This window comes from Nocardiopsis metallicus, from assembly GCF_014201115.1.
Classification (GTDB): domain Bacteria; phylum Actinomycetota; class Actinomycetes; order Streptosporangiales; family Streptosporangiaceae; genus Nocardiopsis; species Nocardiopsis metallicus.
The window spans coordinates 2677870-2703270 of record NZ_JACHDO010000001.1 but is presented as its reverse complement, the minus strand read 5'-3'; the positions used below and the strand labels follow the sequence as shown (position 1 = coordinate 2703270).

The window sequence follows — 25401 nt, the reverse complement described above, 5'->3', positions numbered from 1 at the left end:
GTCCGTTATGTTCGGTCTGTCGGCAACGTGCTGGCAGCCGAACGTTCAGGGGTGGGTCTTTGATGCGTGTCGTCATCGTCGGAGCTGGAGTGGGCGGTCTGGCCCTTGCCCGCGGCCTCAGCGACCAGGGCCATGAGGTCGAGGTCCACGAGCGCGCCTCCGGGCTGCGCAGAGGGGGCGCGGGGCTCGGACTCCACGCCAACGGGGTCGCGTCCCTGACCGCACTGGGCGTGGACGTCTCCGGAGTCGGCCGCCGCCTGGACAGCCTGGAGAACCGCGACTCCGCGGGCCGTGTGCGCTACACGGTCGACCTGGGCGCGGTGCGCGAGCGCTACGGCTTCGAGAGCCGGGCCGTGCCCCGGCGCGCGCTGATGGAGCTCCTCGCGGACGGACTTCCCCAGGGCACGGTGAGGTTCGGCCGTGTCTGCACCCGGGTGCGGCTGAACCCGGACGGTACGGTGAGCGCGCTCTTCGGGGACGGCACCAGCGCCACGGGCGACGTGGTGGTCGGTGCGGACGGAGTCCGCTCGGCCGTGCGCCGCGACCTGTGGGACGGCGACCCCGCCCGCCCGACCGGGTGGGCCAGCTGGCAGGGGCTCACCCGGGTCCCCGTGGAGCTGGCGGCGGGCACCCGCGCGGCGGTCGTCCAGGGGCGCCAGGGCCTGTGCGGGATGATGCCCGCCGGCGAGGGGCTCGTCCAATGGTGGTTCGACGTGCGCTGGCGGCCGGACACCCCCGTGCCCGGGGCTCCGGCGGCCGTGCTGCGCAGGCTCTTCGAAGGGTGGGACGATCCGGACGTGAGCGCGGTCCTGGAGCACGCCCGTGACGAGGACCTCGCGCTGTTCGAGCACGTCCGCTACCGGATGCCCAGGAAGGTCTGGGGCCGGGGCGGGGCGACCCTGCTGGGCGACGCCGCGCACGCCTTCTCGCCCTCCACCGCCCAGGGCGCGAACCAGGCGCTGGAGGACGCCCTGGCGCTGTCCCGGGCATTGGCGGAGCAGCGGGCCGGGACCGATCCGGCGGCCGCGCTGCGCCGGTACGAGCACGCCCGGAGGGGGCCGGTCGCCCTGGCCTCGCTGGCCTCGGGCGCGGAACTGCTCAAGCGCTTCGGGCCGCCTCGCCTGCTGGGGGCCGAACGGCTCGGCGCCTTGGCGACCAGCCAGTACATCGGTTACCTGGGTAGGGCGAGCAACGCGCTCACCGACCGCACTTCCTGAGCCGTCCGCCGGGGGCGTGGGCGTCGCGCCGCTGGTCCACGCCGCCACGCCCGGGCGCGGGGAGGGGGAAGCAGGCACGCGGCCCCGAACCGGGAGGGAACGCCCCTCCCGGTTCAGTTTTTTTGAAATGACTCGAAGTGAGGTTAGACTAACCTTCGTTGAAGTCGGGGTCCTCCCGTTTTGCGGTCCCTCCGTGCTGCCCTCCTCCGAGGGATCCCCCTGCACGCCACCGGCCCGCCCGCAAGGGTGCGGCCGCTCCCCGTGACGAAGAAAGCAGTGAGCATGCATCCCACCCTGCGCCGCGTCGGCGGCAGCGGACTCACCGCTGCCCTCGCCCTCGGCTTGGCCGCCTGCGGCTCCGGTGGCGAGGACGCCCCCGCGGGCGGCAGTGCCGACGGCACCTTCCCCGTCAGCATCGAGAGCGCCCTGGGCACCGCGGAGATCCCCGAGCGCCCCGAGCGCGTGGTCACCCTCGGCCAGGGCTCCGCCGAGACCGCCATCGCGCTGGGCACCGTGCCCGTCGGCGTCGAGAGCTACGAGTGGGGCAGCGACGACACCGGATACCTCCCCTGGATCCACGAGGCCGTCACCGAGGCCGGTGAGGAGCTGCCCGAGCAGTTCGCCGGGGCCGACGGCATCGACTTCGAGGCGATCATCGAACTCGCCCCCGACGTCATCCTCGCCCCCTGGTCCGGGGTGACCCAGGAGCAGTACGACATCCTCACCGACATCGCGCCCACCGTCGCCTACCCGGACCTGGCGTGGAGCACGGACTGGGACGAGCAGATCGAGATCATCGGCCAGGCGCTCGGCCAGCCCGAAGAGGCCGAGGAGCTCATCACCGGGATCGAGGAGCGCTTCGAGGAGGCCGCGGCCCAGAACCCCGAGTTCGCCGACCTCACCTTCTCCTACGTCTACAACACCGGACCGGGCACCCTCGGCGTCTTCCTGCCCGACGAGCAGCGCGTGGCCATGGTGCGCGGCCTGGGACTGCGGGTCGACCCGGTCGTGGAGACCTTCCCCGAGACCGAGGGCACCGACTCCGCCCTCATCGGACTGGAGAACGCAGACCAGCTCTCCGACAGCGACCTGATCTTCACCTTCTACAGCGACGAGGACAACCGCGCCGAGATCGAGTCGCAGGAGCTCTACCAGGCCATCCCCGCCATCGGGAACGGCGCCGTGGTCGCCAGCGACGACAACTCCTTCGTCACCGCCTCCTCCATCATCAATCCGCTCACCGTCCCCTGGGCCCTGGAGCGCTACGTGCCACTCATCGAAGAGGCCGCCCAGAAGCTCGACGACTAATCCCACCCGGACAAGGCGATCGTGCAGACGAACACGGCTCCGCCCCGGGCCAGGCCCGCCCGCACCGTGCTCGTACTGGGCCTGGGCGCGGCGGCCCTGGCCGGGGCGGTCCTGCTCAGCCTCGTCGCGGGCAGTAGACCCACCTCGCCCGTCGAGGTGTGGCAGGTGCTCTTCGGTGAGGCGGACCCCTACACCACCACGGTGGTGGAGAGCCGCGTGCCCCGCACCCTCCTGGGGATCGTGGCCGGAGCCGCTCTGGCCCTGGCCGGAACCCTCATGCAGGGTGTGACCCGCAACCCGCTGGCCGACCCGGGCCTGCTCGGCGTCAACGCCGGCGCGGCCGCCGCCGTGGTCACCGCGACCGCGCTGCTCGGCCCCGCCTCGACCACCGCCACCGTCTGGTGGTCCCTGCCCGGCGCCCTCCTGGCCGGATTGGCCGCCTACACGGTGGGAACCCGCGGCGGCGACGGCGGCATGGTGCGCCTGGTCCTGGCCGGGGCCGTGGTCTCGGCGGTGCTGCACGCCTACGTGCAGGCCGTCACGCTGAGCATGCCCGAGGTCTTCGACAGCTACCGCTACTGGGTGGTGGGCTCCCTGGCCGGGCGCGGATACGACGTGATCCTCTCGGTCCTGCCCGTCATCGGCCTGGGCGTCCTGCTCGCCCTCCTGGTCATGGGTCCGCTCAACGCCCTGGCCCTGGGGGAGGAGGCGGCCGTGGCCACCGGCGCCAACGTCCTCTGGGCGCGCTCGGGCGGCCTGGTCGCGGGCACCCTGCTCGCAGCCGGGGCCACCGCCGCGGCGGGCCCCATCGCCTTCGTCGGCCTGGCCGTCCCGCACGTGGTGCGCGGCCTGGTCGGGGTGGACTTCCGCCACCAGGTGCCCTTCGCCCTCCTGGTCGGTCCCACCCTGCTGCTGCTCTCCGACGTGCTGGGGCGCACCCTGGTGCGCCCCATGGAACTCATGGTCGGCGTGGTCACGGCCTTCGTCGGCGCGCCCGTCCTGCTGTACGCGGTCCGGAGGATGAGGGCGAGTTCGTGAACCACCCGAACCGAACCCGGGCGGGACAGCCGCGCACGGAACCTGCCTCCGAACCCTGGTCCGGGCCGGAGCCGCGCCCCTCCTTCCCCGTCCTGCGCCTGGGCGGTCACGTCGCCTTGCCGGTGCACCCGCGTTCGGTCGTGGTCGGCCTCGTACTGCTGGTCATCCTGCTCGCGGCGGCCGCCGCCACCCTGAGCCTGGGCCGTCTCGGCGTGCCGCTCACCCAGCTGCCCGCCGTCCTGTCCGGCCGGGGCGAGGCCACCCACCTGTTCGCCCTCGAACGCCTGCGCGGTCCCCGGCTGGCCGTCGCCGTGGGCACCGGGATCGCCCTCGGCCTGGCCGGTGCGCTCTTCCAGTCCGTGACGCGCAACCCGCTGGGCAGCCCCGACGTGATCGGACTCGGCGCGGGCGCCGGTGCCGGTGCCGCCTTCGCCGCGCTCATGCTCCCCGGGATCGTCCCGGTGCCGATCGGCGCGCTGGCCGGGGCCGCCCTGGCGATCGTGGTCGTGGCCTCGGTGACCGGCACCGGGCTGCGCGACCCCGGGCGGCTGATCGTCGCGGGGATCGGTGTGGCCGCCATGGCCCAGGCCTTCACCCACTTCGTGGTCTCGGTGATGGCCCGCGACCAGGCCAGCGTGCTGGCTTCCTACGTCAACGGCAGTCTGGGCGCCCGTTCCTGGGACCACGCGACCACCATCTGGCTCACCCTGGCGCTCGCGGTGCCGTTCGTCCTGGCCCTGGCCGGACCGATCACCGTCAACGAGATGGGCGACGAACTCGCCGACTCCCTCGGTGCCCGCGCCTCTGCCAACCGCACCGCCGCGGTCGTGCTCTCGGTGGTCCTGTCCGCGGCGGCGGTGAGCGTGGCCGGGCCGATCGCCTTCATCTCCCTCACCGCCCCGCAGATCGCCCGCAGGATGAGCGGCGCTCCCGGCCCCAACCTGGTTCTGTCCGCCCTGGTGGGGGCGGTCCTGCTGGTGGCGGCCGACCTGGCCGTGCAGCACGCGCCGATCGGCGAGGGCCTGCCGGTCGGCGTCTTCACCCTGGCGATCGGCGGCCTCTACCTGGGCTACCTGCTCATCCGTGAATGGCGAAGGGGAAAACTGTGAGCAGTACGAGCACACCGGTGCTGACCGCGAAGGGCCTCACCCTGGGATACGGGGCCGACCCGGTCGTGCGCGACCTCGATCTCACCGTGGCCGAAGGCGAGTTCACCGTCATCGTGGGCCCCAACGGCTGCGGAAAGTCCACCCTGCTCAAGGCGCTCGGCCGGGTGAACAGACCCGAAGCAGGAACAGTTCTCCTGCACGGCCGCGACATCCGCTCCCAGCGTCCCAAAGCGGTCGCCCGCCAACTGGCCCTGCTCCCGCAGAGCCCCCTCGCACCCGAGGGCATCACCGTCCGCGCCCTGGCGGCGCGCGGCCGCTTCCCCCACCACACCCTGCTCAGACAGTGGAGCCCGCGGGACGAGACGGCCATCGCCCGCGCCCTGGAACTCACCGGGCTCGGCGACCTCGCCGACGTCCAGGTGGGTTCGCTCTCCGGCGGCCAGCGCCAGCGCGCCTGGGTGGCGATGGTCCTGGCCCAGGACAGCGCCACCCTGCTGCTGGACGAGCCGACCACCTACCTGGACATCGCCCACCAGTACGACCTGCTGGAGCTCTTCGCCGACCTGCACCGGCGCGGCCGCACCGTGGTCGCGGTCCTGCACGACCTCGCCCAGGCGGCCCGGTTCGCCACCCGCCTGGTGATGATGGACCGGGGAGCGGTGGTCGCCGACGGCACGCCCGGGGAGGTCGTGACGGCCGAACGCGTGGCGGCGGTCTTCGGCCTGGCCTGCGACGTGGTCCCCGACCCCCGGACCGGCACCCCGTTGGTCATCCCGCACGAGCGCGCCCTGGGCTGAGTCCCCGCCGAGCCGGATCCGGGTCAGGGCTTGCGGGCCACCGCGCACAGCTCCGCGATCTCACGGTCGACGCCCACGTCCACCGGGGCGGGCCGCCAGAGGGTGCAGGCCACGATGCCCGGCTCCACCGGCTCCAGACCGTCGAAGAACGAGCGGATCTCCTTCGCGGGACGCAGGTTGTAGGGCAGCGGGGCGTTCTCGTTGTACTGGCGGTGCGCCTCCACGGAGGAGGGATCGGTGTCGGTCCCGTCGGCCAGTACCAGGTAGCTGCCGGAGGGCAGTTCCGCGAGCAGGGCGGTGATGATGCCGCGTGCGGTCTCGTAGTCGGGCAGGTGCCCCACGATCCCCATCAGGATCAGCGCGACGGGCTGGTCGAAGTCCAGGGTGCGCCGTGCCTGGGCCAGAACCCGCTCGGGCTCGCGGAAGTCGGCGTCGACGTACTCGGTCACACCCTCGGGTGTGCTGGTCAGCAGTGCCCGGGCGTGGGCGAGGACGAGCGGGTCGTTGTCCACGTAGACCACCCGCGACTCGGGAGCCGCCCGCTGCGCCACCTCGTGGGTGTTGTCGGCGGTGGGCAGTCCGGTGCCGACGTCCAGGAACTGGCGGACGCCCGCTTCCTCGACCAGGTAGGTGACGGCCCGCCCGAGGAACGCGCGCTGGAGTCGGGCGATCTCGACGATGTCCGGGAAGACCTGCTTGACCTGGTCGCCCACCGCGCGGTCGGCGGGATAGTTGTCCTTGCCGCCGAGCCAGTAGTTCCACACCCGCGCGGAGTGGGGGACCTCGGGGTTGATCTCACGGGCGGTCTGGGGGTCGGTGTTCGCCATCGGGGGGCTCCGGAAGTTGGTAGGCGGCCCGGCAGGGCCGGGTAGACACCGGATAACCCTAGTCCCGTGGGTCCTGCCGGTCCGGTGGGCCTTCCGTCCGGTTCCGCGTGCTCCTCCGGGGGCGGGCCGCCTTGTACTCCTCCCAGTGTTCGAGGAGAACGTCGTGGTAGCCGTCCAGCCAGGTCATGTAGTCGTACATGTTGTGCAGCCGGGTACGGGAGGACTCGCCGAGGCCGGGCAGGCGCTCCAGGGCGGAGGCGGCCAGGTCGCGCTGCTGGCGCAGGTAGGAGCGTTCGTTGCGCAGGAAGCCGCCCCACACGTCCTCGTCCATGCTGATCAGCCGGGAGCGGCTGTCGGGCGCCTCGACCAGGGTCACGAAGCCCAGCTCGCGCAGGCGGCGCACCGACTGGGAGACCGAGCCGCGGCTGACCCCGGCACCCTCGGCGACCTCCTCGGCGCTGACCGCGTCCCGGTCGGCGACCAGCAGGAATCCCACGATCCGGCCCTCGGCCTTGGGGCGTCCCTGGGACTGCCAGTAGGCGGCGAAGCGGCCGACGAAGTCGTCGCGGAACGCCTGCGTGCCGTCCCCGGCCCCGTCCACCGCACCCGCGTCCAACGCCTGTTCCCCCTTCGCTCCCCGCGCCATGGGGGCCACGATATCGCCCGTGGTGACGGCCCCGGCGTCAGTTGTCCCGGTCGCGCAGGGACTCCAGCATGCGGGACAGCGGCGACCACACGTCCTCCAGGGCCTGCTCGCCCTCCTGCGCGCCCCCCGAGTCGGCCAGCCACAGCGCGGCCTCGTTCATGGCCCCGGAGAGCAGGCGGGCCAGCGGGGCGACCGGCTGCGGGGCGAGGAGTCCCGCTTCGATCAGCGAGGTCAGCGCCTCGGCCAGGTGGCGGGCGGAGGAGGAGTCGTCGAGGGCGCGCCACTCACGCCACCCCAGGACGGCCGGGCCGTCCACCAGCATGATCCGGCGTACGTCCGGTGCGGTGCTGGTGGCGAGGAAGGCCCGGCACCCCGCCGTCAGCTGCTCCCAGGGGTCGGTGCGGGCGTCGGCGGCCTCGGCCACAGCGGCACCCACTTCCCGCTGGACCTGTTCCAGGACGGCGCGGAACAGGGCGGCCTTGCCATCGAAGTGGTGGTAGAGCGCGCCCTTGGTGACCTCGGCCGCGGCCACGATCTCGGCCAGCCCCACCCCGCCGTAGCCGTGTTCGGTGAACAGGCGGCGGCCCTGCCGGATCAGGCTGCTCCTGGTACGGGCCCGCTGCTCGGCTCTGGCCCCGGTGTCCTTGGGCAACGCCCCTCCTCTTGACATACCGAAGGTACGTGAATAGCGTAACTCAACATACCTTTGGTATGTGAAAGTAGTCCTTGAAAGGTGCTCATGAAACCCAGCGGCTTCTATCCCGTCCTGTGCACGCCCCGGCTGTCGGAGAGCCACGCCTTCTACCGGGACTGGTTCGGCTTCGAGGACGTCTTCGTCAGCGACTGGTACGTCAGCCTGCGCCGTCCCGGCCCGCCCGCTCACGAACTCGCCCTGCTGGAGGCGGGCCACCCGACCCTGCCCGAGGGCTTCCGTGCCTCCTCCGCCCAGGGGGTGCTGCTCAACTTCGAGGTGGCCGACGCGGACGCCGAGTGGCGGCGCCTCGTGGTCGAGGGCGGTCTGACCCCCGTGCTCGAACTGCGCGACGAGGACTTCGGCCAGCGGCACTTCATCGTGGCCGACCCCGCCGGGGTCCTCGTGGACGTCATCACCCCGATCGCCCCCACGGAGGAGTTCGCCGCACAGTTCCTCGGGTAGTCATCCGGGCGGGCGCCCGACCAGTCGTCCGGGCCGGACCGCCTCGCCCGGTTCCCCGAGCTCACTGGATTCCCTCCGCATCCCCTCGGGCCCTCCCGTGCGCACGCACGGGTACCATCCGGTCGGTATGCTGGCTCGGTCGGTAGTCGAATCGCCACCGGGGGACGGGGGCACGAGGTGAGGCGGGACATGGCACGAGGACAACGAACGGCCGAAGCCGAAGCCGGGCGGGGTTCGGTGCCCGAACGCCTCTTGCGCGCCGCGACCCGGCTCTTCGCCGAGCGGGGTTTCGAGAGTACCTCGGTGCAGGAGGTCGTGGCCGCCGCCGGGGTCACCAAGGGCGCCATGTACCACTACTTCGGGTCCAAGGACGACCTGCTCTACGAGGTCTACGGCCGCGTCCTGCGCATGCAGACCGAGCACCTCGTGGAGATCTCCTCCCGGGACGCCCCCGTCGCCGAGCGCGTCCACGCGGCCGCCTCCGACGTCATCGTCACCAGTATCGCCAATCTCGACGACACCAAGATCTTCTTCCGGTCCATGCACCAGCTCGCCCCGGAGAAACAGCGCAGCGTGCGCGCCGAACGCCGCCAGTACCACGAGCTCTTCCGGTCCATGGTCGAGCAGGGGCAGAGCGAAGGGGTCTTCCGCTCCGACGTACCCGCCGACCTGGTCGTGGACTACTTCTTCGGTTCCGTGCACCACCTGGGCACCTGGTACCGCCAGGACGGCCAGCTCACCGGCGACGACGTCGGCCGCCACTTCGCCGACCTGCTCATCGCGGGCCTGCGCCCGCAGAGCTGACCCGCAAGGGCCCGGACCGCACCACGAACACGGGAGAGGGACCGGGACGGTGGGCGCCCCGGTCCCTCTCCCGTGTTCGTTTCGTGCGGCTTCGCTACGCCACAGCGCCTCGTGAGTCCTCTACGAGTACTTGCGCAGCTCGGCGCGGGCCAGGGAGCGCAGGTGCACCTCGTCCGGGCCGTCGGCCAGGCGCAGCGAGCGCACCCCCGCCTGCCAGCCCGCCAGCGGGGTGTCCTGGCTGACCCCGGCGGCGCCGTGGGCCTGCACGCACTTGTCCAGGATCCACTCCACCGTGCGCGGGGTGGCGATCTTGATCGCCTGGATCTCGGTGTGCGCGCCCCTGTTGCCCACCGTGTCCATCAGGTAGGCGGTCTTGAGCACCAGCAGGCGCAGCTGCTCGATCGCCACCCGGGCCTCGGCGATCCACTCGCGGACCACGCCCTGCTCGGCCAGCGGACGGCCGAAGGCCACCCGGTCCAGCACCCGCTTGCAGGTCAGCTCCAGGGCCCGCTCGGCGACACCGATGGAACGCATGCAGTGGTGGATACGGCCAGGGCCCAGCCGGGCCTGGGCGATCGCGAACCCCTCGCCCTCGCCGCCGATCAGGTTCGCCGCGGGAACGCGCACGTCGTCGAAGAACACCTCGGCGTGGCCGCCGTGGTCGCTGTCGTCGTAGCCGAACACGCTCATACCGCGCCCGATACGCAGCCCGGGGGTGTCCCGCGGCACCAGCACCATGCTCTGCTGCCGGTGCCGTTCGGCGTCGGGGTCGGTCTTGCCCATCACGATGAGGATCTCGCAGGCCGGGTTGAGCGCCCCGCTGATGTACCACTTGCGTCCGTTGACCACGTACTCGTCACCGTCGCGGACGATGCGGGTGGTGATGTTGGTGGCGTCGGAGGAGGCCACCTCGGGTTCGGTCATCGCGAAGGCGGACCGGATGCGCCCGTCCAGCAGCGGCTCCAGCCACCGCTTCTTCTGTTCGTCGGTGCCGAACATGGTCAGCACCTCCATGTTCCCGGTGTCCGGGGCCGCGCAGTTCAGAGCCACCGGTGCCAGGTGCGAGCTGCGCCCGGTGATCTCGGCCAGCGGGGCGTACTGGAGGTTGGGCAGCCCGCCGTGCTCGGGGTGACCGGTCAGGAAGAAGTTCCACAATCCCTGCTTGCGGGCCTCGGCCTTGAGGTCCTCCACCACCGGCGGGATCGCCCAGGGGTCCTCCCGCTCCGCCAGCTGGGCGGCGAACACCGGCTCGGCGGGGTAGACGTGTTCGTCCATGAAGGCCAGGAGCCGCTCGCGCAGCTCCTCGGTCCGGGCGTCGAAAGCGAAGTCCATCGGTCCTCAGTCCTCCTTGAGCATGGTGTGGGCGCGCTGTACCAGCGGTGCGACGACGTCGCCGATCCCGTCGAAGCCGGCGCCCACGGTCAGTCCCCGGCTGTGCCGGAAGTGGATGCCCTCGGCGATCACCGCGAGCTTGAAGCAGCCGAAGGCCACGTACCAGCCGAGTCGGGACACGTCCCGGCCGGTCGCCGCCGCGTACATCTGCACCAGCTCGGGGGAGGAGGGGAAACCCTCGGCCGAGGTGGCCGGTCGCGAGCCGCCGATGACCGGCTGCTCCCGGTAGACGAGCATCAGCCCCAGGTCCACGAGGGGGGCGCCGAGGGTGGCCATCTCCCAGTCCAGAACGGCGGTGAGCCGCCCGTCGTCGGTGACCAGCACGTTGTCGAGCCGGTAGTCGCCGTGCACGATCGCGGGCGCGCCCTGCTCGGGCAGCCTGGCCGCCAGTTCGTCGCGCAACTCGTCGATCCCGGGGATGTCCCGGCTGCGCGAGGCCTCCAACTGCTTGCTCCAGCGGCGCACCTGGCGCTCCAGGAAGCCCGCCGGGCGGCCGAAGTCGCCCAGGCCCACCTCGGCGGGTTCCACCGCGTGCAGGTTGCCCAGGGTCGTGATCAGCCCGTCGGCGACCTTGCGCGCGCCCTGCGTCCCGAGCGGGGCGATCTCGTCCAGGGTGCGCAGGGGCGTGCCCGCCACGTGTTCCATGACGTAGAACGGCGCGCCGAGCACCTCGGTCTCCTCGCACAGCACGTGCGTGCGCGGTACCGGCACGGAGGTGTCGCGCAGCGCGGTCATCACCCGGTACTCGCGGGGCATGTCGTGGGCGGTGGCCAGCACGTGCCCCAGCGGCGGGCGGCGTACCACCCAGGAGCCGGTGCCGTCGGTGACCGCGTAGGTCAGGTTGGACTTGCCACCCGCGATCACTCTCCCGCCGAGCGGCCCCGAGACCAGCCCGGGCAGCTCGCGGTCCAGGTAGGAACGCAGCCGCTCCAGGTCCAGTCCGGGTAGTTCGGCGTCGGAGGGGCCGTCACCGGAGATCTCGTCGTTCATGCCTGCTCCTGCGTGCCGAACACCTTGGCCTGCAGGCGCCGCATCCCGGCCAGCCAGGCGTCGGTGTCAGCGGCCCGCGCCGCGTAGTAGTCAGCGACCTGGGGGTGCGGCAGGATCAGGAAGCGCCCGTCGGCGAGCCCCGCGATCACCGCGTCGGCGACCTCCTCCGGCGTGATGGCGTCCCCGGCCAGGATGGCCCGGCCCTCCGACCCGCTGTCGTCGAGCATGTTGGTGCGCACACCCAGGGGGCACAGGCACTGGGTGGTGATGCCCCGGTCCCCGTAGGTGGCCGACATCCACTCGCCGAAGGCCAGGGCGGCGTGCTTGGTCACCGAGTAGGGCGCGCTGCCGAGCATGCTGAGCAGGCCCGCCGCGGACACGGTGGTGAGCAGGTGGCCGCGGCCGCGCTCCAGCCAGCCCGGGACGAGTTCGCGGGCCGCACGCACGTGCGCCATCACGTTGACCTGCCAGGACAGGTCCCAGTCGGACTCCAGGGCTTCGGGGCCGCCGCTCACGGCGACCCCGGCGTTGGCCACGTAGAGGTCGATTCCGCCCAGGTGCGCCCCGGCCTCGGCGATCAGGGCGGTCACGCCCGCCTCGCTGGCTGCGTCCCCGGGCACGGCGATTCCGCTGATCTCCGCGGCCACGGCCTCGGCGGCGCCCGCGTCCAGGTCGTTGACCACGACCCGTGCCCCGGCAGCGCCCAGGCGGCGGGCGATCGCCGCGCCGATCCCGTTGCCGCCGCCGGTCACCACGGCTCCGACATCCGTCAGCTGCGTGCCTTTCGGCTGCGTGTTCTTGAGCTCCACGCCGGTCACACCCCTCCGGTCAGGGTGACGCCGCCGTCCAGCACCAGGGTGCGGCCGGTGACCCACGCGGCGTCCTCGGAGAGCAGGAAGGCGACCGCGCCCGCGACGTCCTCGGGCAGGCCCAGGCGGTTCAGCGGGTAGGCGGCGGCGACCTTCTCCTCGCGGCCCTCGTACAGGGCCTCGGCGAAGCGGGTCTTGACCACGGCCGGGGCGACGCCGTTCACCCGGATGTTCGGCCCCAGCTCGACGGCGAGCTCCTCGGTGATGTGGCTGAGCATCGCCTTGGTGGCGCCGTAGAAGCCGATCCCGGGGGCGGGCTTGATCCCGGCCACGGAGGAGACGTTGACGATGGCGCCGCCGTGCTCGGCCAGCCAGGCCTTGTAGACCTTCTGCACCCAGGAGATCGCGGAGAGCGCGTTGACCTCGAAGATCTTGCGGGCGGCGTCCAGGTCGAGATCGACCATGCGCCCGTAGACCGGGTTGATGCCGGTGTTGTTGACGAAAAGGTCGACACTGCCGAAGGCCTCCAGGGTGGCGGCGATCGCCGCGTCCTGGTGCTCGGGGTCGTCGGCGCGGCCGGGGATCCCGATGGCGTGCTCGGGGCCGCCGAGGGCCGTCACGGCTTCCTGGAGGGGCTCGGGCTTGCGCGCGGTGATGCACACGCGAGCGCCCTCGGAGACGAGCCGTTGGGCGATGGCCAGGCCGATGCCGCGGCTGGCACCGGTGACGATGGCGGTGCGCCCGTCGAACCGCGAAGTCATACGTACTCCTTAGACCGACTGGTCGGTATGTCACGGAGACTCTATGTCCGTCAGGGCGCGTGCCGCAAGGGGGACGCGGGCAGGTCAAGGGCGAGAATGGCTCGGACGCGGGCGAGGCCGCCCGTACCCTACGGCTGTACCCCACACCCAGGAGGTTCCGGCATGGCAACCGAGGTCACCGACATTCCCGACAGGCGCCGATACGAGGTCAGGGCCGACGGCGAGGTCGCCGGGTACGCGGAGTACATCCTCACCGAAGGCCTCATCACCTTCACCCACACCGAGATCGACCCGGCCTTCGAGGGGCAGGGGATGGGCAGCACCCTGATCCGCGAGGCGCTGGACGACGTGCGCGCCCGTGGACTGGCCGTGCTTCCGCTGTGCCCCTTCGTCAAGGGCTGGATCCAGCGGCACCGCGACTACGCGGACCTCGTCTACAAGTGATCGGTCATGCAGACGGGGCGAGTGAGTGAGGAAGGAGGCGCGAACGTGAGCGTGGACTACGGGCGTGAGATCGCCTTCGGGGTCTTTCCCTCCCCGGACGCCGGGAGGGAGGCGCTGCGGCGGACCTGGGCGGTGGTCGAGGCCGCCGAGCGCGGCGGACTGGACTTCGTGGGGATTCAGGACCATCCCTACCAGCGACGGCACCTGGACGCCTGGAGCCTGATGGCCACGGTGCTGGCGCGCACCGAACGCCTCCGGGTCTTCCCCGACGTCGCCAACCTGCCGTTGCGCCAGCCCGCGGTCATGGCCAAGAACGCGGCCAGCCTGGACGTGCTCTCCGGCGGCCGCTTCGAGCTGGGGCTGGGTGCCGGGGCGTTCTGGGAGGCGATCGAGGCCATGGGCGGTCAGCGCCGTACCCCGCGCGAGGCCGCCGACTCCCTCCTCGAAGCGATGCAGGTGATCCGGCTGATGTGGTCCGACCGGCGCTCGGTCCGATTCGAGGGCGAGCACTACCGGCTGGCCGGGGTCAAGCCGGGCCCGGCACCGGCGCACGACATCGGGATCTGGCTGGGGGTGGGCGGCCCTCGCATGCTGCGGGCGGTGGGCCGGGGTGCCGACGGCTGGGTGGTCTCCCACGCCTATGTGGGGCCCGAGAAGCTGCCGGCGATGCACGAGCGCATCGACGCGGGCGCGGCCGAGAGCGGACGCGATCCGGCTGCCATCCGCCGGGTGTACAACCTGTGGGGCACCATCACCGACAGCACCTCCGCGGGGCAGGGTCCGTTGGAGGGTCCGGTCGAGCTGTGGGTGCAGACCCTGGCCGAACTGGTGCTGGAGCGGGGCATGGACACCTTCGTGCTCGGTCCGGCGGGGGAGTCGGCCGCACAGGTGGAGCTGTTCGCCCGGGAAGTGGTACCCGCCGTCCGTGAAGCGGTCCGCGCGGGGCGGGCCTGACCGGGGTTCGGTTCCGGCCAGCCCCCGGGCCGTCCGCTGTCTCTCCGTTCCGGGGCGCGGCGAGCCACCCGGAACGGAGAAACCGGACAAATGAAAATCTACTTCGTAAAGGTGGGCGTTCTAGGGGCGATGATCCATCGGATGACTACAGCGACGGGTCGAGGGTCAGCTTGCCGACCGTGCCGCGGGACCGCAGGTCCTCGTGGGCTCGGCGGGCCTCGGCCAGAGGGTAGGTCTGCCCGAGGATCGGCCGGAGGCTGCCCTCGGCGACCATCGTGAAGAGTTCGTTCATCGCCTGACCGACCACGTCCCCCGGCAGCAGGAAGGCGTGTGGCAGCCACATGCCGCCCACGGTGGTCGAGAAGCGCATCAGGTTGGGCAGCTTCACCGGAGAGGGCAGCTCGCGCGAGGCCATCCCGTAGAAGCCCAGCCGTCCGAACGGGGCCAGCGCCCGCATGCTCTCGTCGGTGACCCGGCCGCCCACCATGTCCAGGATGATGTCCACCCGGCGGCCCTCGTTGGCCTCGATCAGCGCGGCGGTCATGTCGGGGGCGGCGGAGTCCACCACGGCGTCGGCGCCCAGCTCCAGGGCGAGCTTGCGCTTCTCCTCGGTGCTGGCCACCGCGATCACGCGGCCGGCGCCGAACTGCTTGGCCAGCTGGACCGCGAGCGTGCCCACGCCGCCGCCCGCGGCGTGCACCACGACCGACTCGCCGGGGGAGATCCGGGTGGTCTTGCGCAGCAGTAGCCAGGCCGAGGTGCCCTGGACGATCAGGGCCAGGGCGGCCGCGTCGGAGACGCCGTCCGGGATGTCGTAGGCGAGGTTGGGGTCGACCACGGCGCGCTCGGCGTAGCCGCCGCTGCCGCTGAGCAGGCCCACGACGCGGCGGCCGTCGGCGGTGTGCCCGGCGACCTCGCCACCGGGGACCATGGGCAGGCTGGAGGGGGCCAGGTAGCTGTTCTCGGCCTGGTGCGTGTCGGCGAAGTTCACCCCGATCAGGGAGACGTCGAGGAGGAGTTCGCCCTGGCCCGGCTCGGGGTCGGGGAGTTCCGTGGGTACGAGGACCTCTGGTCCGCCGAACTCGGTGATCTGGATGGCGCGCATGGTGGACCTTCCTGCTGGTCGGCTGTGGAGGGGAATCATACCGACCGGATGGTATGCGTAGTGGGCGAGGGTCCCTCGTCCGTGAAGCGCTGGACGAGGAACCCCGGATGTGACGCTGGTGGAGCTGCCCGCGGGTGGGGCCTGTCCACTGATGTGCCTACCTGCGGCGGCTGCCGCCGGACCGGCCGCCGCTGGACCGACTACTGCTGGACCGGCCGCTGCTGGAGCGGCTGCTGAAGCCGCCACCGGAACGGCTCGCCCCGCCCCTTGAGGACGTGCTCCGCGAGGACGAGCGGCCCGAAGCGGACGTGCCGCGCGAGGCCGAGCCGGACCGTGAGGTCGACGTGCCACGGGAGGAGGTGCCCCGCGAGGAGGAGGCGGATCGCGAGGAAGAGCCCGAGGGGCGGTTGATCCCCGAGGAGGAACGCAGGCCACCGCCGCCGCTCCCGCTGCCGGTCATCCCGTCCCTGGCGCGCCTGGCCGTGGTGCCCTGGGAGGCATCGCGCTTGAGCCTGGCCGCTCGGGAGGTACCGCCACCGCCCTGGGCGCGTCCCTGGCGCTCACGGCGGGCCGCCGCCCCGGTGGAGGGGGCCTCCGACCGTGACGCGAACCCCGCCCCGCCGCGGCGTTCCACCCGCGGTGTGCGGTTGACCCGGGGCGCGGGCGCCTCCGAGCGGGAGGAGAAGGTGCGGTATCCGGCCCGGGAGCTGGTCGCGCGCTGGCGGACGGGGACGTAGCCCCGGCGGCGCACCGGCTGCCAGGTGTGGACCACCAGCGGCGGACGCCTGCGCCGGGCGGCGACGTAGCCGCGCCGGGGGTGGTGCCAGTGGTGGCGGGGCTGGTAGCCGTACTCGGGGTAGCGCCCGAAGTCGGCGTAGTTGGAGTGGTAGAACTCCGGCTCGCGCTCGTGCAGCAGGACGTCGATGGTGATGGCCGCGCCGATGACCAGGCGGCGCAGCGGCCAGGGCAGGTCGTAGGCGAACTCGAGCGCGTAGCGGTCCTCGGTGGTGAAGAACTGCCCGCCCAGGCCGGGGTGCTCCTTGCCGATCCGGGCGATCTCGATCCCGGCGTGGTCCAGGACGGTGAAGTCCCAGCCGCTCCAGTCGCCCCGGATCTCGGCGACGGTGTGACCGCGGGGGTCGTTGAGCCGGAAGCGCGAGCCCATGAAGGAGCGGTCCTGGACGATGCTGCCGTAGGGCTCGTTGTGCGGGCCGCTCACGTGGATGTAGGGACGGCCCCGGTCCCAGGGCTTGTCCAGGGTCAGGAGCGGGTGCCCGTCGGGCGCGTAGATCGTGAACCGGTGCGGCAGCTGGGAGCTGCGCCGGTGCGTGTTCGACCACGAGGTCATGTGCTCGTTCACGTACGCCAGCGGCTGACCGGCCTCGCTGAGGACTTCGTAGTGTCCCTCGGAGGAGAACAGATGGCGGGGCTGTTCGACCAGCAGCACAGGGGCGGTGAACAGGGGTGCGTGCATGTGGGGCCTTTCCGGCGCTCTCGCCCGGCCGGGCGGAGGGGTCGGTGGGGTTCGGGCCAGTTGGGGTCAGGACAAGCAGGCTCAGGCGGGGAGGGATTCAGGAGAATCCAGCTGAAAACCTATCGTCTGGCTTCGACGCCCGCGCCCCCTTCCCGGTTCCGGTCCCCGGCCGGGGCTTGCGCGGAGAAACCTAACGATGTTAGGTGGATGCAGCGCCGACCCCGGGCCCGGCCGTGAAGGCCGCATCAAGGCCGACCCCCAAGGAGGAACACGTGGACGCCGAGTACATCGTGAGGACCGCGAACGGACCGGTTCGCGGAACCGTCTCGCCCCGCTCACAGGACGGGCGGATCGTGGTCCACCGGGGCATCCCCTACGCCGCCGCGCCCTTCGCAGAGCACCGCTTCGCCGCACCAGCGCCCGCCCCCGCCTGGGACGGGGTCCGCGACTGCACCGAGCCCGGACCGCCCGCGCCCCAGGGCACCCAGCTCATCGGCGCCGCGCCCTGGAGCCCGGACACCTCCCTGGACTGCCTGGTGCTGAACGTGTGGTCTTCCACGGAGGCGGGGACGGCGGCCCCAGTCCTGGTGTGGATCCACGGCGGCGCCTACATCGTCGGATCCGGTGCCGAGGCCACCTACGACGGCACCCGACTGGCCGAGGCCGGGCTGGTGGTGGTCAGCGTCAACTACCGGCTCGGCTTCGAGGGCTTCGGACACGTTCCCGGCCGCCCCGACAACCGGGGGCTGCTCGACCAGGCCGCCGCGCTGCGCTGGGTGCGCGACAACATCGCCGCCTTCGGCGGTGACCCCGGCAACGTCACCATCGCGGGGGAGTCCGCCGGTGCCGGTTCCGTGGTCTGCCTGATGGCCTCGCCCGACGCCCGCGGGCTCTTCCACCGCGCCGTCGCGCACAGCGTCCCCGGGGACATGCTCACCGTCGACACCGCCCGCGCGGTCTCCGAGGGCGTGGCCAAGGCCGCCGGGGTGCCGCTGGAGGCCGAGTCCCTGGCGGCCCTGGCCCCCGAGAAGATCCTGGCCGCCACCGACGAGGTCCTCTCCGGCAGCGGAGAGGGCAGCGGGGGCGTGCGCACCAAGGCGTTCACCTGCTACGCCCCCGTGGTCGGCGGCCCCGAACTGCCCGAGGCCCCGCTGGCGGCCATCGCCCGCGGCGCCGCCGCCGACGTGACCCTGCTCGTGGGGCACAACACCGAGGAGTACCGGCTCTTCACCGAGCTCGGCCAGAAGGTGGAGATCGACGGCGAGGCGGCCCTCGCGGTCACCGCGAGCCGCCTCGGCCTGGGCGAGGGGGCGGTGGCGGCCTACCGGGCGGTCCATCCGGAGGCCTCCCTGCGCGAGCTGTTCACCGAGATCCGCGGCGACGCCATGTTCTGCGAGTACTCCGTCCGGCTGGCCGAGGCACAGGCGGCGGCGGGCGGCAGCGCCCACTTCTTCCGCTTCGCCGCGCAGAGCCGCACGATGGAGGGGCGCCTGGGCGCCTGCCACGCCTTCGACCTGCCCTTCGCGTTCGGGAACCTGGACTGCGACCTCGCGGTGTTCCTGTGCGACGGCGAGCCGGACGAGGGCTACCGGGGGTTGTCCGAGCGCATGGTGGGGGCCTGGAGCGCCTTCGCGGCCACCGGAGACCCGGGGTGGCCCGCGGTCCGGCCGGACGCGACGGTGGTGCGTGTCTGGGACATCGAGGACTCCCTGACGGAGGGTGACGCGTCCGCGGTGCGCGCCCTGTGGGCCGACGTGTCCCTCGATCCCAGGTAGGAGCCCCGGGCGGCACTCCGACGTGCCCCGACGGGCCCGGTGCGGTAGCCCCCGTCACACAGGGTTTCCCCGCTCTTGGAGGTAGCGGACACACGGCTCGGTAACATGCGGTTACGGGGATCGGTACTGGTGTGACGGGGGTTGTTTTCGTGGTGGATGACGTGCCGGAGGCGTTGCTGGCGGCCCGCGACGATGTGGCGCGGTTTCTGATGTCCTACAAGTTCGCCATCGACACCGTGATGGCCAAGGTCAACATCCTCAACGAGGAGTTCCGCTACACCCACGACCACAACCCGATCGAGCACGTCAGCTCCCGGCTCAAGAGCCCGGCGAGCATCATGGAGAAGGCGCAGCGGCGCGGGGTGCCCTTCGACCTCAACGAGATCCGCGGGGCGATCCTCGACATCGCCGGTATTCGGGTGACGTGCAGTTTCGTCTCGGACACCTACTCGATCCGGGACATGCTGACCGGGCACGAGGACATCAAGGTGATGGAGGAGCGCGACTACATCCGCTCTCCCAAACCCAACGGCTACCGCAGCCTGCACCTGCTGGTGGAGACCCCGGTGCGGATGTCGGACCGGACCGTGGACGTGCCGGTGGAGATCCAGATCCGCACCATCGCGATGGACTTCTGGGCCAGCCTGGAACACAAGATCTACTACAAGTACGGCAAGTCGGTCCCCGAGCGGCTGTTGGACGAGATCCGCGAGGCGGCCGAGACCGCCAACCGGCTGGACGTGACCATGGAGCGCCTGCACGGCGAGGTCCGCGAGCAGGGGGACCGGGCCAGGACCACGCTGCCCGGACCGGAGGAGCTGCGCAAGCTGCCGCTGGCCGAAGAGCTCCTGCAGGCGCTGGCCGACCGGGTCAACTCCGAGCGCTCCGACTGAGGAGCGGGGCGAAGAAGCCAGCGAGGGCGTCGGCGACCCGTTCGGGCTGGCCGTCGTTGTCCGCCGCCAGGTGACCGAGCCCGGCGAACTCCACCCGCCCGGCGCCGGGCAGGCCGTCCTCAAGGGCGTCCAGGGCCTCGCGGAGGTAGCGGGCGCTGCGGGAGCCGCCGAGCAGGAGGAGCCTGGCGCGCGCGGTCGCGGCGGCCTCGGCCAGTCCGGCGGACTCGCGCACCATCCGGGCGTCCGCGCCCATGGTGGGCAGCAGGTCCCGGAGCGGTACCCCGGCACCGGCCTGCCGGACCTGTTCGGCCTGGGCGCGCAGCCCTAGGCGCAGGAGCGGAACCAGCACGGTGCGGGGCACGAATCGGAGCCAGGGCGGGTCCTGGGTGCCCCGTACGACGGTCGCCATCGCCGCGGCTGGCCGGCCCTGTGCCATCTCGCGTTCGTAACGGGGCAGCCAGGCGGTGGGGGAGAAGGCACCCACCGCCAGCGGTGGTTCGTACAGGGCGATCCGTTGTTTCCTCGGTGCGGTGAGCCCCCACCTGAGGACGGGGACCGCACCCGCGCTGAGCCCGAAGACTCCGCGCGCCCCGGTGTGCTCCACGAGCGCGGCCACGTCCCCTGCGGCGCGTTCCAGGCAGAACCCGGGTCCGTGGGGGCCGCTGAGTCCGCGTCCGCGCAGGTCGGGCAGGTACACGGTGAACCGGTCGCTGAGTGCGGAGCCGAGCCGCAGCAGGTTGTGCGAGGACATCATCGAACCGTGCCAGAGCACGATCGCCGGTCCGCCGCCCAGCCGCCGGTAGCCGATGAGGGTGCCGTCGCGGGAGGTCACCGAGCCGGTCTCGTGCGCGGGGAGGGACGCGGTCATCGGGTCTGCTCCTCGAGTCGCGCGCGGATCGCGTCCCGGTCCACGTCCAGGGCGTCCAGCAGGGCGCACACCGGATCGGGGCGGGTGCGGTTCAGCAGCCCGCGCAGGACGTGTCCCAGACCGATGCTCTCCTTCCCCGCCTCGGCGCGCAGCCCCTTGAAGACCGCCTTGGCGGCGGGGGTCAGGGACAGGCGGTCGCTGGCCCGTCCGGGCAGGACCGGGCCAGGGGAGTGGGGCGTGATCCCCAGCGCGGCCAGGGCCTGCCCGTCCAGGTGCTCCAGCGCACGGCGTGCGCTGGCCAGGTCCACGCCCGCCCCCGTCCCCAGGGCCCGTGCGGGGGCGGAGCCCTCGTCGCGCAGGAGTGCCAGGAGCACGTGTTCGGTGCCGACCTTGCGGTCGCCGCGGAGCAGGGCTTCGGTACTGGCGTCCAGGTAGACCTGGCCCAGGCCGGTGCGTGTTCGGGCTGCCACGGCTGACTCACCTGCCGTACTTGGTGTGGATGGACTGCCGGGTGACCCCGAGAGCGTTGCCGATCTGCTGCCAGGACCAACCCGCCCGGCGGGCGGCGGCCACCTGGTTGGCCTCGACGCGTTCGGCGAGACGGCGCAGGGCCAGGGCAGCGCGCAGTCCGGTCTCGGGGTCCTCGGCGGCTGCCTCGTAGGGTGCGGGAAAGGTGTTCATGATGTCAGTCTGAGCTGACATTCCTAGGTGTGTCAAGTCAAGCTGACATATCGGGTGTGGGAATCCTGTTCCGTGCACAGGGCAAGAGCGGGCAAAACCTGGTTTCGGCGCACCCGCGCCGGGTTAGGCGAGGAGTGGACGAAGGCCCTGACCGGGGCCGGGCCGCGCCGCGGAAGGTCGTCACCGTTGGACACCACCATCACCCTGTACGTGGACGGTACGGAGCACTCGTTCACCGTCGACACCCGAACCACGCTCTTGGACGCGCTGCGCGACCGGCTGGGAGTGACCTCGCCCAAGAAGGGCTGTGACCACGGCCAGTGCGGTTCCTGCACCGTCCTGCTGGAGGGCCGCCGGATCCTGGCCTGCCTGGCTCTGGCGGTCGCCCACGACGGGGCGCGGGTGACCACCGCCGCCGGTCTGGCGGACCGGGGAGAACTCCATCCGCTCGCCCGGGCGATGATCGACCACGACGGCTTCCAGTGCGGATACTGCACCCCAGGACAGATCTGTTCCGCGGTGGGGATGCTGGCCGAGGGCAAGGCGGGATGGCCCAGCCACGTCACCGCCGACCTGACCGCCGCCGTCGAACTCGACGACGCCGAGATCCGCGAGCGCATGAGCGGCAACCTCTGCCGCTGCGGAGCCTACCCCAACATCGTCGCCGCGATTCGGGAGGCCGCCGGGTGAGGCCCTTCGACTACGCGCGCCCCGCCCGCGCCGCCGAGGCCGTCGCCGCGGTGGCCGCCGACCCCGGAGCGCGCTACCTCGCCGGCGGAACCAACCTCGTCGACCACCTCAAACTGGGCCTGACCGCGCCCACCGCCCTGGTCGACGTGCGCGACGCCCTCGACGACCGGGTCCAGACCCTGGCCGACGGCGGGGTCAGGATCGGCGCCGGGACCCCCAACAGCGACCTGGCCGCCCACCCGGACATTCGCCAGCGCTACCCCGTACTCAGCTCCGCCCTGCTGGCCGGGGCCTCCGGTCAGCTGCGCAACATGGCGACCACCGGCGGAAACCTGTTGCAGCGCACCCGGTGCGCGTATTTCCAGGACGTCACCACCCCCTGCAACAAACGAGAGCCCGGATCGGGCTGCTCCGCTCTGGAAGGCCACGGCCGTGACAACGCCGTCCTGGGCGCCTCGGAGTTCTGCGTGGCCACCCACCCCTCCGACATGGCGGTCGCCCTGTGCGCCCTGGAGGCGAGGGTCAGGGTGCTGGGCCCCGACGGGGAACGCGTACTGCCACTCGAAGGCCTCCACCGGCTGCCCGGCGCGGCACCGGATCGGGACACCGTCCTGACCCACGGCGAGCTCGTCACCGCTGTCGAACTCCCGCCCCCCGTCCAGGACACCCGCTCCGCCTACCGCAAGGTCCGCGAGCGCGCCTCCTACGCCTTCGCCCTGGTCTCCGTGGCCGCGCTGGTCCAGGTGCGCGACAGCCAGTTCGTCGACGCCCGCATCGCCTTCGGCGGACTGGCCCACGTTCCCTGGCGGGCTCATCGGGCCGAGGAGGTGCTGCGCGGCAGACCCGTGACGCAGGAGTCGTTCCACGTGGCGGCCGACGCCGAACTCGCCCAGGCGCGCACCGGTCGCGACAACGCCTACAAGGTGCCGCTGGCCGTCAACACACTCGCGTCAGTCCTGCGCGAACTCACCGAGGAGGCTCGATGAGCACACCACGGCCCCCGGCGGTCGGCGAGCCGATGGCCCGTGTCGAGGGCCGCGCCAAGGTCACCGGCACCGCGCCCTACGCCTACGAGCACCCCACCGCCGAACCCCTGTACCTGCACCCCGTGCTCTCGACCGTGGCCCGGGGGCGCGTCACCGCCGTGCACACCGCCGACGCCGAACTCCTCAAAGGCGTGCACGCCGTGCTGACCAGTGAGAACGCGCCGCGCCTGGCCGACACACAGGATGCGGAGTTGGCCGTCCTCCAGAGTGAGGAAGTGTCCTTCCGGGGGCAGATCGTCGCCGCGGTCGCGGCCCAGACCCCCGAGACCGCACGGGAGGCGGCCGCACTGGTGCGCGTGGACTACGAGGAACGGTTCCATGACGCGGTCCTGCGCCCTGACCACCAGGACCTGTACACACCCGACGAGGCCGACACCGGGGTGCCCGCCGACACCCGCCAAGGGGACGTCGACGCCGCCCTGGCCCGGGCCGTGGTGGTGGTCGACCAGACCTACCGCACACCCCGCGAGCACAACAACCCGATGGAGCCGCACTGCACGGTCGCGTTCTGGGAGACCCTCCCCGACCGGCTCACGCTGTACGACTCCACCCAGGGCCCACACACCGTCCGAGCGGCGATGGCCACCGTTTTCGGCCTGCCTCCGGAGAACGTGCACGTGGTGGCGCCCCACGTCGGCGGGGGTTTCGGCGCCAAGGGCTCAGCGAAGGCGCATAACGTCCTGGCCGGGCTCGCAGCCCGGGCCCTGCCCGGCCGCACCGTCAAACTGGCTCTCACCCGGCGGCAGATGTTCAGCCTGACCGGCTATCGCCCGCCCACCGTCCAGCGCGTCCGGCTGGGCGCCGACTCCGGCGGACGCCTGGGTGCGCTGGCGCACGACGTCACCGAGCTGACCTCCCGGACCAAGGAGTACGCGGAGCTGAGCGGGCTGTGCTCGCGGATGATGTACGCCGCGCCCGCCCGCGCCACCTCGCACCGGCTGACCGCCCTGGACGTGCCGGTCCCCTTCTGGATGCGCGCCCCCGGCGAGGCGCCCGGCATGTTCGCGCTGGAGACGGCCATGGACGAGCTGGCCCAGGCATGCGGGATCGATCCCGTCGAACTGCGCGTGCGCAACGAACCCGGTACGGACCCCGAAACGGGGCGGCCGTGGTCGGGCCGCCACCTGGTGGAGTGCCTGCGTGAGGGAGCCGAACGCTTCGGCTGGCACGGGCGCGACCCCTCGCCCGGACCGCACCGGGACGGCCAGTGGCTGGTGGGCACCGGGGTGGCCTCGGCGGTGTACCCGCGCTTGACCAACCCGGGATCGGTGGCCGAGATCGAGTACGCCGACGACGGCCGCTACACGGTGTCCATCGGTGCGGCGGACATCGGTACGGGAGCCTGGACGGTGCTGACCCAGATCTCCGCACAGGCGCTGGACTGTCCCGTGGAGCGGGTGAGGCTGCGGATCGGTGACTCGGACCTGCCCAGGGCCACCGTCGCGGGCGGTTCCTCGGGGACCTCCTCGTGGGGGACGGCCGTCCACGCGGCCGCCCGAGCCTTCCGGGAGGAGCACGGCGAGGAGCCCGAGCCGGGGGCACGCGCCCGTGCGGCGGCGCCGGAGAACCCGGACCTGGAGCGCTACGCGATGTACTCGTTCGGCGCGCACTTCGCCGAGGTGCGGGTACACGCGGACACCGGAGAGGTGCGTGTGCCGCGAATGCTGGGCGTGTACTCGGTGGGGCGGGTGATCAACCCGCGCACGGCGCGTTCGCAGCTGGTGGGCGGCATGGTCATGGGGCTGTCGATGGCCCTGCACGAGCAAGGCGTGGTCGATCCGCGCTTCGGCCACGTGGTCAACGGTGACCTGGCCGGGTACCACGTGGCCGCCAACGCCGACGTGGGCGCGGTGGAGGCGCACTGGCTGGAGGAGACCGATCGGCACCTGAACCCGATGGGCGCGGCGGGGGTCGGTGAGATCGGCATCGTGGGGATGCCCGCGGCCATTGCCAACGCCGCCCACCACGCGACGGGCGTGCGGGTGCGCGGGCTGCCGCTGACCCCGGACCGCTTCTTGAACTGACCGGGGAACCCGGGGGCCGAGCTGTGCGGACGGGGCAACAGGGCGAGCAGGGGGGTAGGGGAACATGCACGGACACGGGTCCAGTGTCGCGCAGGAGCTCATCCGGGCCCTCGGAGCCGGGGAGCTCGATCTCCCCCTGCCGGGTGCGGGCCGCACCCGCGAGCGCTGGCGCTGCCTGCGCCGCCTGGCCGAACGCGACCTCTCCTTGGCCCGGTTGGCGGAGGGGCACGCCGACGCCGTCGCCATCCTGGCCGAACTCGGTGGTCCGCCGCCCGCACCCGGTCAGGTGTGGGGCGTGTGGGCAGCGCACCCGCCCGGCACCGTCCTTCGGGCGGTGCCCTCCAACGGCCGGTGGAGCCTGCACGGCACCAAACCCTTCTGCTCGGGCGCGCACACCTGCACCCACGCCCTGGTCAGCGCCGAGACCGAAGCGGGCCGGCGGCGGCTGTTCACGGTGGACACCGGCCGGGCCGAACCGCTTCCCGACACGTGGGCCAGCGCGGGCATGGCTGCCAGCGACACCCTGACACTCAGCTTCGACGACGTACCCGCCGAGCCTCTGGGAACTCCCGGGGCCTAAACCGAACGGCCCG

General features: G+C 72.3%; 27 protein-coding genes. 15 read left to right on the top strand and 12 right to left on the bottom strand.

Annotated elements, in window-relative coordinates; all coding sequences use genetic code 11:
* The first annotated feature begins 62 nt into the window (after positions 1-62).
* From HNR07_RS11530 to HNR07_RS11510, 5 genes are all read left to right on the top strand, one after another.
* Positions 63-1217, top strand: coding sequence for an FAD-dependent oxidoreductase (locus HNR07_RS11530; RefSeq protein WP_184364931.1), 1155 nt, complete (start codon positions 63-65; stop codon positions 1215-1217).
* A gap of 282 nt (positions 1218-1499) precedes the next feature.
* Entirely contained in the window at positions 1500-2525 is a 1026-nt protein-coding gene (locus HNR07_RS11525) for an iron-siderophore ABC transporter substrate-binding protein (protein ID WP_184371912.1), read from the top strand.
* 21 nt (positions 2526-2546) lie between these two features.
* Positions 2547-3563, top strand: a complete 1017-nt coding sequence (locus HNR07_RS11520) for a FecCD family ABC transporter permease (protein ID WP_184364929.1) — start codon at positions 2547-2549, stop codon at positions 3561-3563.
* Complete coding sequence (locus tag HNR07_RS11515) at positions 3560-4672, top strand: FecCD family ABC transporter permease (protein ID WP_376769917.1); 1113 nt, start codon at positions 3560-3562, stop codon at positions 4670-4672. The genes HNR07_RS11520 and HNR07_RS11515 overlap by 4 nt, the downstream gene beginning before the upstream one ends.
* Entirely contained in the window at positions 4669-5469 is an 801-nt protein-coding gene (locus tag HNR07_RS11510) for an ABC transporter ATP-binding protein (protein WP_312893753.1), read from the top strand. Before HNR07_RS11515 ends, HNR07_RS11510 begins: the two co-directional genes overlap by 4 nt.
* A 23-nt stretch (positions 5470-5492) precedes the next feature.
* Here HNR07_RS11510 and HNR07_RS11505 read toward each other — a convergent pair whose 3' ends face one another.
* Genes HNR07_RS11505 through HNR07_RS11495 form a run of 3 tightly spaced genes read right to left on the bottom strand, consistent with a single transcriptional unit; the run spans position 5493 to position 7612 of the window.
* Positions 5493-6296, bottom strand: a complete 804-nt coding sequence (locus tag HNR07_RS11505) for an SAM-dependent methyltransferase (RefSeq protein WP_184364926.1) — start codon at positions 6294-6296, stop codon at positions 5493-5495.
* A 58-nt stretch (positions 6297-6354) separates the two neighbouring features.
* Positions 6355-6942, bottom strand: a complete 588-nt coding sequence (locus HNR07_RS11500; RefSeq protein WP_376769916.1) for a GbsR/MarR family transcriptional regulator — start codon at positions 6940-6942, stop codon at positions 6355-6357.
* A gap of 37 nt (positions 6943-6979) precedes the next feature.
* A complete protein-coding gene (locus HNR07_RS11495; RefSeq protein ID WP_184364924.1) occupies positions 6980-7612 on the bottom strand; it encodes a TetR/AcrR family transcriptional regulator in 633 nt (210 codons plus the stop codon).
* Positions 7613-7681: 69 nt separating this feature from the next.
* Here HNR07_RS11495 and HNR07_RS11490 point away from each other — a divergent pair, with 69 nt between their 5' ends.
* The gene (locus tag HNR07_RS11490; protein ID WP_184364923.1) at positions 7682-8098 is read left to right on the top strand and encodes a VOC family protein; all 417 of its coding nucleotides are present in this window, start codon (positions 7682-7684) and stop codon (positions 8096-8098) included.
* A 189-nt stretch (positions 8099-8287) separates the two neighbouring features.
* Positions 8288-8902: a TetR/AcrR family transcriptional regulator gene (locus HNR07_RS11485; RefSeq protein WP_184364921.1), complete on the top strand. Its 615-nt coding sequence runs from the start codon at positions 8288-8290 to the stop codon at positions 8900-8902.
* Between the two features lie 120 nt (positions 8903-9022).
* Here HNR07_RS11485 and HNR07_RS11480 read toward each other — a convergent pair whose 3' ends face one another.
* From HNR07_RS11480 to HNR07_RS11465, 4 genes are read right to left on the bottom strand one after another with little or no spacing between them, the layout of a single operon-like run.
* Positions 9023-10234, bottom strand: coding sequence for an acyl-CoA dehydrogenase family protein (locus tag HNR07_RS11480; protein ID WP_184364919.1), 1212 nt, complete (start codon positions 10232-10234; stop codon positions 9023-9025).
* 6 nt (positions 10235-10240) lie between these two features.
* Positions 10241-11284 carry a phosphotransferase family protein gene (locus HNR07_RS11475; RefSeq protein WP_184364917.1) on the bottom strand — a complete coding sequence of 348 codons (1044 nt, stop codon included), beginning with the start codon at positions 11282-11284 and terminating at the stop codon, positions 10241-10243.
* On the bottom strand, positions 11281-12102 hold the full coding sequence (locus HNR07_RS11470; protein WP_184364915.1) for an SDR family oxidoreductase: 822 nt from the start codon (positions 12100-12102) through the stop codon (positions 11281-11283). Before HNR07_RS11470 ends, HNR07_RS11475 begins: the two co-directional genes overlap by 4 nt.
* On the bottom strand, positions 12099-12854 hold the full coding sequence (locus HNR07_RS11465; RefSeq protein ID WP_017580973.1) for an SDR family oxidoreductase: 756 nt from the start codon (positions 12852-12854) through the stop codon (positions 12099-12101). The genes HNR07_RS11470 and HNR07_RS11465 overlap by 4 nt, the downstream gene beginning before the upstream one ends.
* Positions 12855-13016: 162 nt before the next feature.
* On the opposite strand from HNR07_RS11465, the gene HNR07_RS11460 reads away from it, so the two are divergent.
* Positions 13017-13298 carry a GNAT family N-acetyltransferase gene (locus HNR07_RS11460; RefSeq protein WP_184364913.1) on the top strand — a complete coding sequence of 94 codons (282 nt, stop codon included), beginning with the start codon at positions 13017-13019 and terminating at the stop codon, positions 13296-13298.
* Positions 13299-13343: 45 nt separating this feature from the next.
* Positions 13344-14252: an LLM class flavin-dependent oxidoreductase gene (locus HNR07_RS11455; RefSeq protein ID WP_312893750.1), complete on the top strand. Its 909-nt coding sequence runs from the start codon at positions 13344-13346 to the stop codon at positions 14250-14252.
* Between the two features lie 145 nt (positions 14253-14397).
* On the opposite strand, the gene HNR07_RS11450 is transcribed toward HNR07_RS11455, so the two are convergent.
* Entirely contained in the window at positions 14398-15357 is a 960-nt protein-coding gene (locus tag HNR07_RS11450) for a quinone oxidoreductase family protein (protein ID WP_184364911.1), read from the bottom strand.
* A 157-nt stretch (positions 15358-15514) separates the two neighbouring features.
* Positions 15515-16831, bottom strand: a complete 1317-nt coding sequence (locus HNR07_RS11445; protein ID WP_184364909.1) for an LURP-one-related/scramblase family protein — start codon at positions 16829-16831, stop codon at positions 15515-15517.
* Between the two features lie 272 nt (positions 16832-17103).
* Here HNR07_RS11445 and HNR07_RS11440 point away from each other — a divergent pair, with 272 nt between their 5' ends.
* Positions 17104-18606, top strand: a complete 1503-nt coding sequence (locus HNR07_RS11440) for a carboxylesterase/lipase family protein (RefSeq protein ID WP_184364907.1) — start codon at positions 17104-17106, stop codon at positions 18604-18606.
* 209 nt (positions 18607-18815) lie between these two features.
* Complete coding sequence (locus tag HNR07_RS11435) at positions 18816-19499, top strand: GTP pyrophosphokinase (protein ID WP_184371904.1); 684 nt, start codon at positions 18816-18818, stop codon at positions 19497-19499.
* Here the strand turns inward: HNR07_RS11435 and HNR07_RS11430 are convergent.
* Genes HNR07_RS11430 through HNR07_RS11420 form a run of 3 tightly spaced genes read right to left on the bottom strand, consistent with a single transcriptional unit; the run spans position 19477 to position 21048 of the window.
* Positions 19477-20367: an alpha/beta fold hydrolase gene (locus tag HNR07_RS11430; RefSeq protein ID WP_184364905.1), complete on the bottom strand. Its 891-nt coding sequence runs from the start codon at positions 20365-20367 to the stop codon at positions 19477-19479. The genes HNR07_RS11435 and HNR07_RS11430 overlap by 23 nt on opposite strands.
* Complete coding sequence (locus tag HNR07_RS11425; protein WP_184364904.1) at positions 20364-20837, bottom strand: Clp protease N-terminal domain-containing protein; 474 nt, start codon at positions 20835-20837, stop codon at positions 20364-20366. Before HNR07_RS11425 ends, HNR07_RS11430 begins: the two co-directional genes overlap by 4 nt.
* Positions 20838-20844: 7 nt before the next feature.
* Entirely contained in the window at positions 20845-21048 is a 204-nt protein-coding gene (locus HNR07_RS11420) for a hypothetical protein (RefSeq protein ID WP_184364902.1), read from the bottom strand.
* Positions 21049-21234: 186 nt separating this feature from the next.
* Between HNR07_RS11420 and HNR07_RS11415 the strand changes: the two genes are divergently transcribed.
* The 4 genes from HNR07_RS11415 to HNR07_RS34885 all read left to right on the top strand — a co-directional run bounded on the left by HNR07_RS11415 (position 21235) and on the right by HNR07_RS34885 (position 25388).
* Complete coding sequence (locus tag HNR07_RS11415; protein ID WP_184364900.1) at positions 21235-21738, top strand: 2Fe-2S iron-sulfur cluster-binding protein; 504 nt, start codon at positions 21235-21237, stop codon at positions 21736-21738.
* The gene (locus tag HNR07_RS11410) at positions 21735-22724 is read left to right on the top strand and encodes an FAD binding domain-containing protein (protein WP_184364898.1); all 990 of its coding nucleotides are present in this window, start codon (positions 21735-21737) and stop codon (positions 22722-22724) included. The genes HNR07_RS11415 and HNR07_RS11410 overlap by 4 nt, the downstream gene beginning before the upstream one ends.
* The gene (locus tag HNR07_RS11405) at positions 22721-24808 is read left to right on the top strand and encodes a xanthine dehydrogenase family protein molybdopterin-binding subunit (protein WP_184364896.1); all 2088 of its coding nucleotides are present in this window, start codon (positions 22721-22723) and stop codon (positions 24806-24808) included. The genes HNR07_RS11410 and HNR07_RS11405 overlap by 4 nt, the downstream gene beginning before the upstream one ends.
* A gap of 64 nt (positions 24809-24872) precedes the next feature.
* A complete protein-coding gene (locus HNR07_RS34885) occupies positions 24873-25388 on the top strand; it encodes an acyl-CoA dehydrogenase family protein (RefSeq protein WP_246420268.1) in 516 nt (171 codons plus the stop codon).
* The last annotated feature ends 13 nt before the right edge of the window (positions 25389-25401 follow it).

Coding starts and splice junctions, on each gene's coding strand:
- HNR07_RS11430 (WP_184364905.1), bottom strand. CDS start 20,367: ATGACCGCGTCCCTCCCCGCGCACGAGACCGGCTCGGTGACCTCCCGC.
- HNR07_RS11435 (WP_184371904.1), top strand. CDS start 18,816: ATGTCCTACAAGTTCGCCATCGACACCGTGATGGCCAAGGTCAACATC.
- HNR07_RS34885 (WP_246420268.1), top strand. CDS start 24,873: ATGCACGGACACGGGTCCAGTGTCGCGCAGGAGCTCATCCGGGCCCTC.
- HNR07_RS11530 (WP_184364931.1), top strand. CDS start 63: ATGCGTGTCGTCATCGTCGGAGCTGGAGTGGGCGGTCTGGCCCTTGCC.
- HNR07_RS11485 (WP_184364921.1), top strand. CDS start 8,288: ATGGCACGAGGACAACGAACGGCCGAAGCCGAAGCCGGGCGGGGTTCG.
- HNR07_RS11405 (WP_184364896.1), top strand. CDS start 22,721: ATGAGCACACCACGGCCCCCGGCGGTCGGCGAGCCGATGGCCCGTGTC.
- HNR07_RS11500 (WP_376769916.1), bottom strand. CDS start 6,942: ATGGCGCGGGGAGCGAAGGGGGAACAGGCGTTGGACGCGGGTGCGGTG.
- HNR07_RS11450 (WP_184364911.1), bottom strand. CDS start 15,357: ATGCGCGCCATCCAGATCACCGAGTTCGGCGGACCAGAGGTCCTCGTA.
- HNR07_RS11420 (WP_184364902.1), bottom strand. CDS start 21,048: ATGAACACCTTTCCCGCACCCTACGAGGCAGCCGCCGAGGACCCCGAG.
- HNR07_RS11460 (WP_184364913.1), top strand. CDS start 13,017: ATGGCAACCGAGGTCACCGACATTCCCGACAGGCGCCGATACGAGGTC.
- HNR07_RS11490 (WP_184364923.1), top strand. CDS start 7,682: ATGAAACCCAGCGGCTTCTATCCCGTCCTGTGCACGCCCCGGCTGTCG.
- HNR07_RS11445 (WP_184364909.1), bottom strand. CDS start 16,831: ATGCACGCACCCCTGTTCACCGCCCCTGTGCTGCTGGTCGAACAGCCC.
- HNR07_RS11495 (WP_184364924.1), bottom strand. CDS start 7,612: ATGTCAAGAGGAGGGGCGTTGCCCAAGGACACCGGGGCCAGAGCCGAG.
- HNR07_RS11525 (WP_184371912.1), top strand. CDS start 1,500: ATGCATCCCACCCTGCGCCGCGTCGGCGGCAGCGGACTCACCGCTGCC.
- HNR07_RS11505 (WP_184364926.1), bottom strand. CDS start 6,296: ATGGCGAACACCGACCCCCAGACCGCCCGTGAGATCAACCCCGAGGTC.
- HNR07_RS11475 (WP_184364917.1), bottom strand. CDS start 11,284: ATGAACGACGAGATCTCCGGTGACGGCCCCTCCGACGCCGAACTACCC.
- HNR07_RS11480 (WP_184364919.1), bottom strand. CDS start 10,234: ATGGACTTCGCTTTCGACGCCCGGACCGAGGAGCTGCGCGAGCGGCTC.
- HNR07_RS11465 (WP_017580973.1), bottom strand. CDS start 12,854: ATGACTTCGCGGTTCGACGGGCGCACCGCCATCGTCACCGGTGCCAGC.